Genomic DNA, 14,974 nt, shown 5'->3' with positions numbered 1-14,974 from the left:
CTAAAAATCATATAAAAGAGTCACAATTTAAAAAGTTGTGGTTCTTTTTTGTGCACCCTGCATGGTAAATAACTAGGTGGTGAAAGTCCGCCATGGGGTTCATAATCGCAACCATTAGCTAAAGGCAAGGGTGTCCATCGCGAGGTGGAATCTGAAGGAAGTCAACGGCAAAATTATGCCCCGAGGAACACGAATCACATCAGACTCAACCGGTGGAATGAGAATGCAAAACAAGTTTTTAAAACCAATGGCCAAACCACCCTCACCCGTTACTACTTCGGCGACTACGAAGAAGAACAAACCGCCGATGGGAAAACACGTAAAATTCATTACCTTAGCGGTGGTAACGGTCTGGTAGCAATATTTGTAGAGGAAAACGACAATGCCCGACTCTACTATGCCTACACTGATTACCTGGGCTCATTGACAGCTTTGACAGACCAAGACGGCAACGTTGTGGAACGCCAGGCATTTGATCCGTGGGGAAACAGGCGTGATCCAGATGACTGGACCAGTCTCATCACCACTCCGGTGAGTCACATTACCGACCGAGGCTACACGATGCATGAGCACCTGGATGATTTTGCCCTTATCAACATGAACGGGCGTGTTTATGACCCGCAGATAGCGCGTTTTCTGAGTCCCGATCCGCAATTACAGGCGCCGGGGTATTGGCTGAATTATAATAGGTATGGGTATTGCCTGAATAATCCACTCATTTATACTGACCCTTCGGGAGAATTTATTGTTGAAGCAATTATTTTAGGGGCTTTTATCAATACATTCATACAAGGTGCAACTGGAAATATTAATAGTTTTGGATATTTTGCATTGGCTATGGGGGTTGGTGCTTTAAGTGGTGCAGCAGGATATGGAGCTGGAGCATTAGTTGGAGGGGCATTATCAACAGCTACTACGTTTGGCGGAGCTGTGTTAAATGGGGCTGCGGTAGGTGCTGCAGGTGGTTTTGCAGGAGGATTTGTTGGAGGAGCAGGAAATGTTTGGGCAGGAGGAGCTTCATTTGGACAAGGTTTCGAACAAGGTTTAATTGGAGGTGGTATTGGTGCTCTTGGAGGTGCTGTTATTGGAGGAATTGCTGGTGGTGTCCAGTATAACAGGCAAATGACCTTGTTTCAACAAGGGTGTGAAACTCTTGGTGTAGAAGGTGGAGATGCAGTACCAGCTTCAGATAAATTTCTTTCAGATGCGCAACAAGCATGGTATAAAGATGCACCTATGGATAAAGTAGGTAAGTTTACAGCGGAAAATGTTCCTGCGGAACTGCAATTAAAGATGGACCACGCAGGAGCTCCTGGAGCTACAAGATATTTACAAAGAGGTGGGGTTTTGACTGGACGTTCTAACGTCTATTTTAATAAGAATTTAGCTTTTTCAAGTGCCAAACAATTATATTTCACAATGGGGCATGAACTTGTTCATGTGTCACAATACGCAGCTTTGGCGGGGCTACCTACAAGTATATTAAAGCAAAGTTTTGTTTATAATGGTCAGATTATCAGATTTAACCATGACATGATGGAGTACCATGCCTATAGTTACCAGAATTCTATAGGAGGGTTAAAGTTAGGAATGGCATCCTTTCCAGAATCACTTGTTAACGCTATGAGGGCGCAATGGCCGAGCTATTTTAATATGCTTGGATATTCAAATTTTGGTTGGACAGGAACAAGTAGTTTTATATATCCTTTTTAGATATGGTGAAACAAATTATATTATTAATGGCAGTGTTTTTTGTCTGTGAATCGTATGGTCAGAAACTTTCGATAGAACTTTCTATCGAATGGAAATACGAAGAGTCTGATGTTTATAATGGATTAAAAATCAATGTTGTGCCATATCTTAAGATTAGGTATAATAATTTAACCAACGACTCTATTTTTCTACCAAAAGTATACAAAAACGCCTTTTTTTTGCCCCAGTTAGCTGCAAGTACTTTAGTGGCTGATTTTAAATTAAGTGACTTTGATAAAATACATCTTCCATCAATAAAGAGGAGTGTTTTTATAGGAGGCATGCCTCCAAATAACATTCAATGGGAAGTATTGCCAGATTCAATTGATTTTTATTCAGAACATGAAGTTGGAGAAATTAATCAATTATTGTCAGATATTTATGAGACTGTTTTTCGTTTTAATGAAAATAATACGTTAAGATATAACCAAAAATCAGATATAAAAGAGTCTCAAATTTTGGGAGAGTTAAGAGAGGATTTTGTTTTTTTGCTACCCTATTCAAAGCATGTTGAATATTATAATCTATTTGGTTTTAAGGTTGTTGGTGGAGATTATTCATTTGCTCTTTCAATTAATGAAATAAATGATTTTTTATTCACATTTTCAGTATGGGATAATGAAAAAGAAAAGTGGGAGTTTAAGGAAGTTAAATTACCTGAGAAAGTAGGTGGTTATCACTTATACAATGGTGATTTTTACACAAATGAAATTAAAATAACATTTTAAGCAAAAAGCCCGGCAAGTCCGGGCTTTTTTTGTGCACCGTGCATGGTAAATAACTAGGTGGTGAAAGTCCGCCATGGGGTTCATAATCGCAACCATTAGCTAAAGACAAGGGGTCCATCGTGAGGTGGGATCTGAAGGAAGTCAACCGAAAAGTTCTGCCCCGAGGAACACGAATCACATCAGGCACAACCGGTGGAATGAGAATGCAAAACAAGTTTTTAAAACCAATGGCCAAACCACCCTCACCCGCTACTACTTCGGCGACTACGAAGAAGAACAAACCGCCGATGGGAAAATACGTAAAATTCATTACCTTAGCGGTGGTAACGGTCTGACAGCAATATTTGTAGAGGGAAACGACAATGCCCGACTCTACTACGCCTACACCGATTACCTGGGCTCATTGACAGCTTTGACAGACCAAGACGGCAACGTTGTGGAACGCCAGGCATTCGATCCGTGGGGAAACAGGCGTGATTCTGACAACTGATCAAACTATTTCGCTATCAGGGCCAATTAACTCCTAACCAAATTACGTATTAGTCAACGCTAAAAATAGGTGTTGTTTTGTAATGGTTTATACTCTTTAACTAAGTCTGATCATTTTTGGAGATTTTTACAATAAAAGGGTGGTAAATTAGGCTGTTAATGGTTGATGATATCTGATGGTGTCTGTCCAAATTCTTCTTTGAATTTTTTAGTAAAGTATGCAGGAGATGTAAAACCTACGTCCAGCGCAATTCCGGATATGTTACACTTTTGGTCTTTCAATTTCTTTAAGGCCTTGTATAACCTAAACTTTCCAATATAGTCGGTGGGAGTATAATTGGTGAGGGCTTTCATTTTCCGATAGAGATGAATTCTGGACAAGCCCATTATAGCACTCAGTTTTTCAACTGAGAAATTAGGATCGGAAAAGTTTTCTTCCAAGGTACGGTGCAATTTGGATAAGAATTTCTGATCTATTGGTGATATACTTTCATTAATTGTACCAATATCAAGATTGATAATATTCTGTTGGTAATATTTTTTGAGCGTTTCTCTCCCTTCAATAAGCTTTTTGATTCTAACCTTAAGGTATTTGGGATCAAAAGGTTTTTCAATGTAGGCATCAGCACCAATTTCAATTCCTTCAGTTTTCTGGTCTTGTTCGACTTTTGCAGTTAGCATGATAATGGGGATATGACTTGTTTCAAGGTTGTTTTTAAGTTGAGAAGTGAGTTCAATGCCATTCATCACAGGCATCATTATGTCCGTTAGAATTAAATCAGGATGTTTTTCACTGATGATTTTGAGTGCTAAATTTCCATTTGAAGCAGTTTTGATATTATAATAAGGAGAGAGAAGACTCAGAAGGTAAGATTTAAGCGGTTCATCATCTTCTACAATTAGAAGAAATGGTTTATTTGTTGAGTTATAAACAACTAAGCTCTTTGTAACTTCATCTTGTTGCGACACAGCAGGTAAGTCGATTTTGTCGAGATTGCGTATTTTTTCTTCTTCATCCAATTTTTTATATTCTTCTCCCTTCGGGAAAATTATGGTAAAAATACTTCCTTTAGGATAATTGTCCCTGACTGTAATTTGTCCTTTATGTAATTTAATAAAGCTTTTTGATAATGATAGTCCTATTCCAGTCCCAGTTGAAAGATGTTCCTTTTGCTGGTAAAATGGCTCAAATATTCGTTGCTTTTTATTGGCAGGGATTCCGCACCCCGTATCTGAAACTTCCACTCTAACATTATTATCCTCTTGAATGTAAGCAGTAATTTTGATTATGCCATTCTCAGAAGTGAATTTAAATGCATTAGAAAGTACATTAAAAAGAACTTTGTCAATTTTATCAACATCCATCCATACTTCCACATTTTGTTGGGAACAATTAAAGGAAAAGTCAATGTTTTTTTGTCGGGCAAGAGGTATAAACGCTTTGTAGATATCTTGAATAAACTGAAATAAGTTAACTTTCGAAATATTAAGTTTCAGTTTACCAGAATCCATCTTTCTGAAATCCATTAATTGATTAATTAATCTTAGCAATCGATCACTATTTTGCTTTACGAGCAGAAGATTGTACTTAATCGCCTGGTTTCTTTCTATTTCAGGGGTAGAAAGAATTTCATTTAAAGGCGCCTGAATAAGAGTTAATGGCGTTCTGAACTCGTGACTTATGTTAGTAAAAAAATTTAGTTTAGCTTGAGAGGCACGTTTTACTTCTAAATTCATTTGACGAATTTGACGATTCTGACTTTGAAGTTGTTTCTTTTGCCGTTCTATGGCAATATTTTTTTGTGAAAGTTCTTCATTTCGTTTATGAAGCATATAATAATAATAAGCCAACCAAAGAGATAGAACAATCAGAAGAAAAAGACTGATTAATGCAACGTGCAGTAAGGAACGCTGATTATCAAATTGTTTTTCCTGCTCTTGAATGCGCTTGGTTTGATGATTCAGAATATCCTGAAAAGCCAGTACCTGATCTGTTTGAAGACGAAGGACGGTAACATTTGAGCTATCAACAACAGAAGTTCCCAAAATATTTTGCTTTTGAAAAGGTTGACCTATCAAAATGTTTCTTGCTATTTCAATTGCTTTTTTCCCGCCTGTAGGATAAATAAAGGATGCATGTAGAATACCTTGTTCAACTAGTTCCATCCCCAAATTTGGTAAAGCATCTATCCCTACTACAAATAGATTTTCAATTGATAACGATTCTGCAACTTTTTTTGCACTTTGAGCCATTACATCATTGTGACCAAATACTATGTCAAAACTGTTATTTTTAAATGCAATTTGGGATTTTTGAGCAGCAACATCTGGCAGCCACATCCCCTCAACACTTTCAGTTATCTTTAATTCAGGGAAATGCTTGAGAATTTCTATGAAACCTCTGTGTCTTTCCAAAGCCGGGCTAGAACCATCCCGCCCTCTTATTTCCAAAATTCTCCCTTTTCCTTTAAAAATATTGGCAATATAGGAAGCAACATCTTTCCCTATCTGATAATTATCAGCTCCTATATAGGCAGTATAAAGATCCGAATTGATTTTTCTATCTATAATTATTGTAGGAATTCCACTTAAGTATGCCTCTTCGGCAATTGGGGTTATTGGTTTTGATTCGTTAGGTGAAATGATTAACAAATCAACCTTTTGGTTGAGAAATTGCCGTATTTGATGCTCTTGACGTTTGGTATTTCCATCCGCATTGAGAATAGTTAATTCAATATCTGGATATAACGATGCCGTCATAACCATTTCCTTATTCATAGTTTCACGCCATTCGTCTTTGGCACATTGTGAAAAGCCAATATGAAATACTTCTTTTCGATTTTGTTTACATCCCGAAAAAATAACTACTGAAAAAAAGGCTATCGAAAGGAGTGGAACCAGAAAATTTTTCATATGGGACATTATTACTGATCGCGAATTTAAAAAATATTAGCATCAGTATGTTAATATTAAAAAAGAAAAATCTTTGCTTTGCCCGCCCTTGTTTTATGACTATCATTCTGGTTACACGTCATGTAACATCATTTATTATCTGACCTTTAAGCACCACATTTGGAACAAGAGTTATAATATTTGTAACAAATGCTATACCACTTAAACGGGCAACAAACATACTTTTGCATCAAAGAACATTTGTTTATTTTTTAAAATTTTCACACAAATGAAAAATAAATTCATTATTCAGCTTCTGATAATTTTTGGTTTACTGCCTTGTTGCGAAAATAACGAAAATATATCAGAAGCTTATCGTAACCCCAAAAACTTCATGAATGAAAAGTGGAGACCGCAAATTCACTTTAGTCCGGTTACTAAATGGATGAATGATCCCAATGGACTGGTTTATTTTAATGGTGAATTTCATTTATTCTACCAGCATAACCCACAGGGTAGTGTGTGGGGACCGATGCATTGGGGACATGCTATAAGTAAAGATTTAGTACACTGGCAACATCTTCCTATAGCCCTTTATCCAGATTCACTTGGAACTATCTTTTCGGGAAGTGCAGTGGCCGATATTTTTAACACAAGTGGCTTTGGGCATGATGGCAAGATACCGCTTGTTGCAATTTATACAAACCACAGTCATAAAAAGGAAAGTCATGGGGATATCGATTTTCAAACACAAAGTATTGCATACAGTTTAGACAATGGTAGAAGCTGGACTAAATATAAAGGTAATCCGGTAATTAAAAATCCAGGCATCAAAGACTTTCGTGATCCCAAAGTAATTTGGTACGAAGCAGAGGAAAAGTGGATTATGGCCTTAGCTGTAAAAGATCGCGTTTCATTTTATTCTTCTCCCGATTTAAAACATTGGACATTTGAAAGTGATTTTGGTAGCGGAATAGATCATGGCGGAGTGGTGGAATGCCCTGATTTATTCCCTATAAAAACAACTGATGGCATAGAAAAATGGGTATTGTTAGTTAGCCTGAACCCGGGAGCACCCAATGGAGGGTCAGGGACAAAATACTATATAGGAGATTTTGATGGGAAAGAATTTGTATCGGATAATCCGGTTGAGAAGGAATTATGGTTAGATTATGGGAAAGACAATTATGCCGGCGTTACTTGGTCCAATGTTCCCGGTAATGGAACCAGCCGTCTTTTTATTGGTTGGATGAGTAATTGGGAATATGCCACATTGGTTCCAACAGAGAAATGGAGGGGTGCTAACACCTTGCCCCGTCAGCTAATATTAGATGGAAGCCAAGAAGACGGTTACTTTTTGGCAGGAACTGTCATTGATTCAATTAATAAAATAGCCGGAAATTGGGAATATATCGATGGAAAATCTCATGTTTTAAAAGCATTTCCCGCTTACCAGCTGAAGATAGATCTTGAATCTTCCGACTCTTCTTCATTTAAGATTCTTCTTTCAAATTCAGTCAATAATCAAGTGGAGATAACCTTTGACCTATCTCAAGGAATGCTTTCATTGGATCGCAGTAAATCGGGTAAAGTAGACTTTCATAAGAGTTTTTCCCAAAGGGTAACTGCACCCTTATATTTTGGCAAAATTCATCGTGTAGAGCTATTTGTTGATCAAACTTCAATAGAACTCTTCGTTAACAATGGGCGGATACAAATGACAAACATAGTATTTCCAGAAACTCTTCTTAACCAAATATCTATATCAAAAACAGATCATATCAAAATTGTTTCCGCAAAAGTTCGAGGCCTGAAATCTATTTGGAATTAAAGACCGTAAATTGAAAAATGGATAGAAACAAAATGAAAATTGAAAAAAAATTAATGCTGGTGGTAATTATTGCTGTGATGGGAAGTTTAATTTTTGGAATTAATATGGCTGCCATCTCAGGCGCAGTATCTTCCCTGAAATCACAGTTTCTTTTAAGTGAGTTTGAAATTGGGATTGTGGTTAGTGCTCTTGTAGCAGGATGTATGATTGGAGCTTTTTCGGCGGGACCATTATCCGAGAAGGTTGGAAGAAAAAAAGTGTTAATTATAACTGCTGTATTGTTCGGCATTTCATCGATTTGGAGTGGATTGGCCAACAACATTGTATCCTTGTCAATAGCAAGAATAATTGGGGGGATAGGTGTAGGCGCAGTGTCAGTAATGGTTCCTACATATATTAGTGAGATATCCCCGGCAAAAGTGAGAGGAACGCTGGGAACCCTTAACCAATTGGGTGTTGTTACGGGCATATTGCTTGCTTATGTGTTCGATTATTATATGATTGAAAAAAATGAAGGATGGAGATGGATGTTAGCCAGTCCGGTTTTTGTTACAATTCCGTTTTTAGCGGCAATGTTGGTGAAATTTCCTGAAAGCCCCAGATGGTTAATAATTAAAGGGCATAAAGAAAAAGCCTTAGCCATTTTAAAGAATGTGGCAGGTCCCGAAAACGCTCTTATGGAGTATAAATCTATACTAACTAACATTGAAAAAAATCAAAACAATACCGTGAAGAAGGTTAACTTCTCTACTCTATTTCACGGAAATCTGCGAAAGGTAATTGTTCTTGGGGTAATGTTGGCTGCTTTTCAACAGATCACAGGTATTAATGCCATAATTGCCTATGCTCCTGTCATATTCGACCAAACCGGTGTAGGTAACGATATCGCTCTTCTCCAATCCATTTTGGTAGGAGTAGTTAATTTTTTATTTACTCTGGTAGCGGTGTGGTTAATTGACCGAATTGGACGAAAGAAACTTCTTTTGTTTGGAACGGGCGGAATGGCACTTTCTCTTATCTATCTGGTTATATCTTTTATAACTGACAGGGCCAACAGCTTGGGCGTAGTGATTTCTATCCTTGGTTATATTGCTTTTTTCGCTGCTTCTCTGGCCCCTGTAATGTGGGTTGTAACCTCTGAAATTTACCCCAATAAAATAAGAAGTGTCGCGATGTCTCTTTCTACCGCCGTAAGTTGGGTGTGCACATTGCTGGTAGTTCAGTTTTTTCCTTGGATGCTGAGCAGATTAGGTGGAGCGATTGCTTTCGGCTTTTTTCTCTTTTTCACTATCTGGGCTTTTTTGTTTATTCTTTTTAGAATTCCCGAAACAAAAGGCAAAGCACTGGAAATCATAGAAGAGGAGCTCAACTTACGTGAGAAGTAAAATAGAAATCAGAAGTAAATTATTGGATTAAAAAGTTGGCATCCTTATGCTTTCGTCGGGATGTCCGGTAATAGTCTTGTTTAATAATTAGGTTATGGGGAAAAAAATAATTGTAGGTATTGGCGAAATTTTATGGGATTTACTCCCAGAAGCGAAAAAACTTGGAGGTGCACCAGCCAATTTTGCATGGCATTGTCAGCAGTTGGGAGCCGCAGGAGCTGTGATCAGTGCTGTGGGGAAGGATTCAAATGGTATTGAAATTCTCAATTTCATCAAAAAAAAGAATCTCCTTAATGGAATTTCAATTAATGAGAAACCAACCGGAACGGTAGAGGTAATGCTGCAAAATGGGATTCCGGAATACCTCATTCATGAAAATGTAGCATGGGATTTTATCGATTTGAATGAAGATGGAGTTGCTCTTCTAAAAAAGGCTGATGCCATATGTTTCGGTACGTTGGCTCAAAGAAATGATGTGTCAAGAAATTCAATCCTTAAAGCCCTGGAAATGGTTCCGGATAATTGCCTCAAAATATTTGATATCAACCTTCGGCAAAATTATTATTCTCCTGAAATAATAACCACTTCTCTGGAAAAATCTGACATCTTTAAAATTAACAGCGAAGAGCTTGAAAAGATAAAAGATATCTATGGCCTTAAGGGCGATAGTCGTTCCGCCGGGAAGATGCTTCTTAAGTCTTTTAATTTGAAATTGTTGGCCATTACCTATGGAGAAAAAGGGAGCCTATTGATGTCTGACCATGAGATCAGCGAATTGGGAACTCCCGAAGTAAAGGTGGCTGATACTATTGGGGCTGGTGATTCTTTTACTGCCGCATTGGCAATGGGTATGTTGACTGGTAAAGAACTGAAAAATATACATAAAAGTGCTGTAGAAATTTCTGCTTTTGTTTGCTCTCAAAACGGTGCTATGCCTGTTTTGCCAGAAAATATTCGAAAAAAAACAGCTTATTAATCAATCTAAATCAATTTATTATGAAAAATCCAGCATTTAAATTCTTGAGAAAATTGCTGTATCTCACTGTCTTATTTTCAATGGCAGTGCAGGTATCAGGACAAGAAATGACGGTTACCGGACAAGTAACCGATCAGAATGGTGAACCCTTACCGGGGGTAACCATTATTCAAAAAGGGGATCCTTCTAAAGGAACTATTACCGACATGGAGGGAAATTACGCGCTTAATGTTCCCTCTGACGCTATCCTGGTGTTTAGTTTTATTGGTATGGAAACTAATGAAGTGCCGGTTTCAGGAAAGTCGGTACTTAATGTTACGCTCGTTAGTACCGTTGTTGATCTTGATCAAATAATTGTTACTGGATATCAATCACAAAGAAAGGCTGACCTGACCGGTGCCGTTAGTGTCGTTGATGTGGAAGAATTGGAAAAAATCCCTTCCACAAATGCGATGAAATCACTGCAGGGAAGAGTCCCAGGAATGATGATTACCTCTGATGGAAGTCCTAAAGGTGGTGCTACAATTAGAATCAGAGGCATTGGAACATTAAACAACAATGATCCGCTTTTCATTATTGACGGCGTTCCTACTAAAATGGGAATGCACGAGCTCAATCCTAATGATATCGAAAGTATCCAGGTATTAAAAGATGCGGCTGCTTCCAGTATTTACGGATCACGGGCTTCAAATGGCGTTATCGTCATTACTACCAAAAATGGGAAACAGGGAAAGATGCAGGTCACTTTTAAAGGATCGCTAACTGCTTCTTGGTACAGCACAAAAATGAGTGTACTAAATACCGAACAATATGGTGAAGCTATGTGGCAGGCTTATGTCAATAGTGGGAGAGATCCTAATAGTAATAATATAGGGTACTCTTATGATTGGGGCTATAACTCAGACGTAACACCGGTCTTAAATGATATTATTTTGCCCGAATTCATTGATGATGGACAAACCATGAGAGTTTCTGATACCGATTGGTTTGACGAAGTTACCAGAACCGGCTTAATGCAATCATATGACTTATCTCTAAGTAATGGTACAGAAAAAGGAAATTATTTTTTCTCCTTAGGATATGTTGATAATGAAGGAATTATAAAATACAGTAATTTCAGCAGGATCTCAGCCCGATTGAACTCGGAATATAAGCTTTGGGATGGAATTATCTCTTTAGGCGAACATTTCACTCTAAATACTACTGAAGAGTTAGAAGCCCCTGGTGGAATTTTAAACGCCGCCTTACAAGCATTACCAATTATCCCTGTTTATACGGAAGATGGAGGCTGGGGTGGCCCTGCCGGAGGTATGAACGACCGTCACAATCCTGTTAGACTTTTGAAATATAACAAAGATAATGCCTATCGATATTGGCGGACTTTCGGAGACGCCTATATTAGTATTAATCCAATAAAAGGATTGAACTTAAAAAGTTCTTTTGGGATAAATTATGGGAATTTTTTTCAAAGAATTTTAACCAAAAGTTATCAGTCGGGGTACTTAAAAAATGATCTTACGGCTGTTAACCTTTCTCAGGGACATTGGTTGAAATGGAATTGGAGTAATACCGTCACCTATAATGCACATTTTGGCAACCATAAGGTTGACCTATTGGGAGGCATGGAAATGTTTAATGAAGACAATATTAATTTTACGGCCTATAAAGAAGGTTTTGAGCTCGAGACAAAGGAATATATGTGGCCGGATGTTGGTACCGGGCAATCCACTACTACCGGCTCTTCAACCGGATACCGTTTACTTTCTTATTTTGGTAAAATTGACTACGATTATGGTGGACGTTATTTGGCATCCTTTACTTTACGCTACGACGGTTCTTCCCGGTTTGGTGACAATAATCAGTTTGGTGTCTTTCCGGCCTTTTCTTTAGGATGGAGATTGAGCGAAGAACCTTTCTTAAGTTCTTTTAATAATTTATCAAATTTGAAACTTCGATTTGGATGGGGACAAACCGGAAATCAGGAAATTAGTAATACAGCTATTTATACAATCTATGTCCCAGATTATGGAATGGCTGATCCCACCTGGACCACAGTTAAGGGAACTGCATATGATATTACAGGACAGGGAGGTAGCACTCTCCCTTCTGGATTCAAATTGGCGCAACGAGGTAATGATGACCTGAAATGGGAGACCACCACTCAAACTAATATTGGTGTTGATTTTGGCTTTTTCAATCAGTCCTTTTACGGATCAGCAGAATATTATATAAAAAAGACCGACGATATTCTGGTTTTGCCCCCTTATTTGGCAGCTATAGGCGAAGGTGGAAATCGTTGGTTAAACGGAGCTTCTATGGAAAACAAGGGGTTTGAAGCTACCCTGGGATACAGGGGAAGGACTGCCTCCGAAGGTTTAACCTATGAAATCAATGCAAATATCTCATCTTACAAAAATAAAGTAACTTATTTGCCGCCAGATGTCCAAAATGCTTATGGAGGGAATGGACAAGACGATAATATTCTGGGACGCCCCCTTAATTCAATGTATGGATATGTGGCTGATGGGTTGTTTAAAACCGAAGAAGAGGTTTTAGCTCATGCCGAACAGGATGGTAAAGGATTGGGAAGGATCCGATACAAAGATCTTAATAATGACGGGGTAATTAATGAAGAAGACCGAACCTGGATTGGAAATCCTCATCCTGATTTTACATATGGAGTAAATATTAACCTGGAATATCATAACTTCGATCTAAGCCTGTTTATTCAGGGTATTCAAAATATGGATGCCAATGTGTATGATGTTAAGGGAAACACAGACTTTTGGAGTGTGCTCGAAACAGGGTCCAATAAGGGAACTCGGTTGTTAAATGCATGGAGTCCATCCAATCCTAATTCTGATATTCCCGCATTGCAAAACACTGACACTAATTGGGAAGCAAGGTTCTCAACCTATTTTGTGGAAGATGTTTCCTATCTGAAAGTCCGAAATATTCAACTTGGATATACCCTCCCTTCCAAAATTAGTGACAAATTAAGAATGGATAATCTCAGAATCTATATTACCGGTCAAAATTTGCTGACCATTTCCGGAAAAAATTTTACAGGAGAAGATCCGGAAACACCGGGATTTGGGTATCCTATCCCCGCTTCTTTTACATTTGGAATTAATGCAGCTTTTTAGAAGTCATTAATATTATGAACATTAAATTTCGAAATCATGAAGAAAAATATAATTGTATTAAGTTTTTTCCTGATGTTATTGGGCGTCAGCTGTGAAGATTTTTTAGATAAAAAACCCAATGCTATCTTGAGTCAGGACGATATAATGGGACCTGAACAGATTGACAAACTGGTTATCGCTGCCTATTCAATGCTGGGAAATGATCATTATACAGAACCTATGAGCTTATGGCCTTACGGAAATGTACGTTCAGACGATGCCTATAAAGGTGGACGTGATGAGGCTGATATTCAGGACTTCCATTTCTTTGAAATCTCTGAAAACATTAATCCTGCTTTTGCTGAGCCCGATGCTTTGTGGTATAATTTATATGTGGGCATTTCCAGAGCAAATGCGGCCCTAGAAGCCTTAAATTCCATCAGTGAAGAAGATTTCGAGGAGAAAAATGCACGGATGGGTGAAATGAGGTTTATTCGTGGCCATTTTTATTTCATGCTTAAAATTTTATTTAAAAATATCCCTTACATTGATGAAACTGTCCCAGAAGAAGAGTATGGAACTATTTCTAATGTTGCGTTAAGCAATGATGAATTATGGGAAAAAATTGCTCAGGATTTTAAGTTTGCTTACGATCATTTGCCGGAAGAACAAGAGGATGTTGGTCGCGCTAATAAGCATGCTGCAGCAGCATATCTGGCAAAAGTTCGGCTGTACCAAGCCTTTGAGCAAGGAGAAAATCATGCTGTTATGGGAATAAATTCAGATTATCTGGAAGACGTACTGAATTATACAGAAGTGGTTATGGGATCACAATACCATTTGGAGGAAGATTTTTCATTTAATTTTCTTCCCGGTGATTTTGAGAATGGTCCTGAAGCCATTTTTTCGGTTCAGTATTCACATGATGATGGAACTTTATACGGACGTTTAAATTTTGGAGATGTTTTAGCAGTTCCCCAAGGGCTAGGATGTTGCGATTTCCATAAGCCTAGCCAGAATTTGGTTAATGCATTTAAAACAGAAAAGGGGTTGCCCATGTTTCAATCCTATAATGATGCTATGTATAATGACGAATCAGATAAGGTTGATCCCCGTTTATTTCATACCGTTGCTATTCCGGGATATCCTTTTAAGTATAATCAGGACTATATTTACAATGAGTCTTGGAACCGAAACCCCGGGGTTTACGGAGTTTATGCCTCTTTAAAGGAGAATGTAGATCCATCCTGTGACTGTTTTGTTAACATTGACCCGTTCTATGGCAATTCAAAAAACAGAATTGTACTGCGCTATGCCGATGTTTTATTGATGAGGGCGGAAGCGTTAATTGAATTAAACAGAGAGAATGAAGCGCTTCCATTAATCAACCAGATTCGTGAAAGGGCAAAAAATAGTACCCTCTTAATTCCTTATGCGACTAATACTGAGGTAGCTTTGTATGAGCCTGGGGTGAATTGTGAATGGACTAATTCATTTGCTAGAGAGGCCCTTCGGTGGGAGCGCCGTTTGGAATTTGCAATGGAGGGAAGTCGATTTTTTGATCTTGTGCGCTGGGGAATTGCAGATGAAGTTCTTAATGAGTTTTATAATGAAGAAAAAGACGTAGCCCCTTATTACCAAGATGCTAAATTTGACAAGAATAAAGATGAGTATTTGCCAATCCCAGAACAACAAATAAATTTTAGCAGAGGATTATACGAACAAAATATCAATTATTAATTTATGAAGTCAATTTATCCTTTTTCCAAATAGAAACACACAAAATTTCAATTAAT

The 14,974-nt window shown here is 37.9% G+C and carries 9 protein-coding genes; 8 read left to right on the top strand and 1 reads right to left on the bottom strand.

What is annotated here, in order from left to right; translation table 11 throughout:
• The first annotated feature begins 144 nt into the window (after nucleotides 1-144).
• The 3 genes from ACT29H_RS06590 to ACT29H_RS06580 all read left to right on the top strand — a co-directional run bounded on the left by ACT29H_RS06590 (nucleotide 145) and on the right by ACT29H_RS06580 (nucleotide 2,970).
• Nucleotides 145-1,713: an RHS repeat domain-containing protein gene (locus ACT29H_RS06590; RefSeq protein ID WP_444820817.1), complete on the top strand. Its 1,569-nt coding sequence runs from the start codon at nucleotides 145-147 to the stop codon at nucleotides 1,711-1,713.
• A 2-nt stretch (nucleotides 1,714-1,715) separates the two neighbouring features.
• Nucleotides 1,716-2,480 (top strand): hypothetical protein, encoded by a 765-nt coding sequence (locus tag ACT29H_RS06585; protein ID WP_444820816.1) that lies wholly within the window; start codon nucleotides 1,716-1,718, stop codon nucleotides 2,478-2,480.
• A gap of 124 nt (nucleotides 2,481-2,604) precedes the next feature.
• Nucleotides 2,605-2,970, top strand: coding sequence for a hypothetical protein (locus ACT29H_RS06580; RefSeq protein ID WP_444820815.1), 366 nt, complete (start codon nucleotides 2,605-2,607; stop codon nucleotides 2,968-2,970).
• 155 nt (nucleotides 2,971-3,125) lie between these two features.
• On the opposite strand, the gene ACT29H_RS06575 is transcribed toward ACT29H_RS06580, so the two are convergent.
• Nucleotides 3,126-5,882, bottom strand: a complete 2,757-nt coding sequence (locus ACT29H_RS06575) for a hybrid sensor histidine kinase/response regulator transcription factor (protein WP_444820814.1) — start codon at nucleotides 5,880-5,882, stop codon at nucleotides 3,126-3,128.
• Between the two features lie 268 nt (nucleotides 5,883-6,150).
• Between ACT29H_RS06575 and ACT29H_RS06570 the strand changes: the two genes are divergently transcribed.
• From ACT29H_RS06570 to ACT29H_RS06550, 5 genes are all read left to right on the top strand, one after another.
• Nucleotides 6,151-7,692, top strand: coding sequence for a glycoside hydrolase family 32 protein (locus ACT29H_RS06570; RefSeq protein ID WP_444820813.1), 1,542 nt, complete (start codon nucleotides 6,151-6,153; stop codon nucleotides 7,690-7,692).
• 32 nt (nucleotides 7,693-7,724) lie between these two features.
• Nucleotides 7,725-9,077 (top strand): sugar porter family MFS transporter, encoded by a 1,353-nt coding sequence (locus tag ACT29H_RS06565; protein WP_444820812.1) that lies wholly within the window; start codon nucleotides 7,725-7,727, stop codon nucleotides 9,075-9,077.
• Nucleotides 9,078-9,171: 94 nt separating this feature from the next.
• The gene (locus ACT29H_RS06560; protein ID WP_444820811.1) at nucleotides 9,172-10,053 is read left to right on the top strand and encodes a carbohydrate kinase family protein; all 882 of its coding nucleotides are present in this window, start codon (nucleotides 9,172-9,174) and stop codon (nucleotides 10,051-10,053) included.
• Between the two features lie 20 nt (nucleotides 10,054-10,073).
• A complete protein-coding gene (locus ACT29H_RS06555; protein WP_444820810.1) occupies nucleotides 10,074-13,199 on the top strand; it encodes a SusC/RagA family TonB-linked outer membrane protein in 3,126 nt (1,041 codons plus the stop codon).
• Nucleotides 13,200-13,235: 36 nt separating this feature from the next.
• Nucleotides 13,236-14,918, top strand: a complete 1,683-nt coding sequence (locus ACT29H_RS06550; RefSeq protein WP_444820809.1) for a RagB/SusD family nutrient uptake outer membrane protein — start codon at nucleotides 13,236-13,238, stop codon at nucleotides 14,916-14,918.
• Nucleotides 14,919-14,974: the final 56 nt, after the last annotated feature.

The organism is Thermophagus sp. OGC60D27, assembly GCF_052400625.1.
In the GTDB taxonomy this organism is placed as follows: Bacteria; Bacteroidota; Bacteroidia; order Bacteroidales; family Marinilabiliaceae; genus Thermophagus.
Note: the sequence above shows the minus strand (reverse complement) of the source record. Positions and strands in the feature narration are given on the sequence as shown.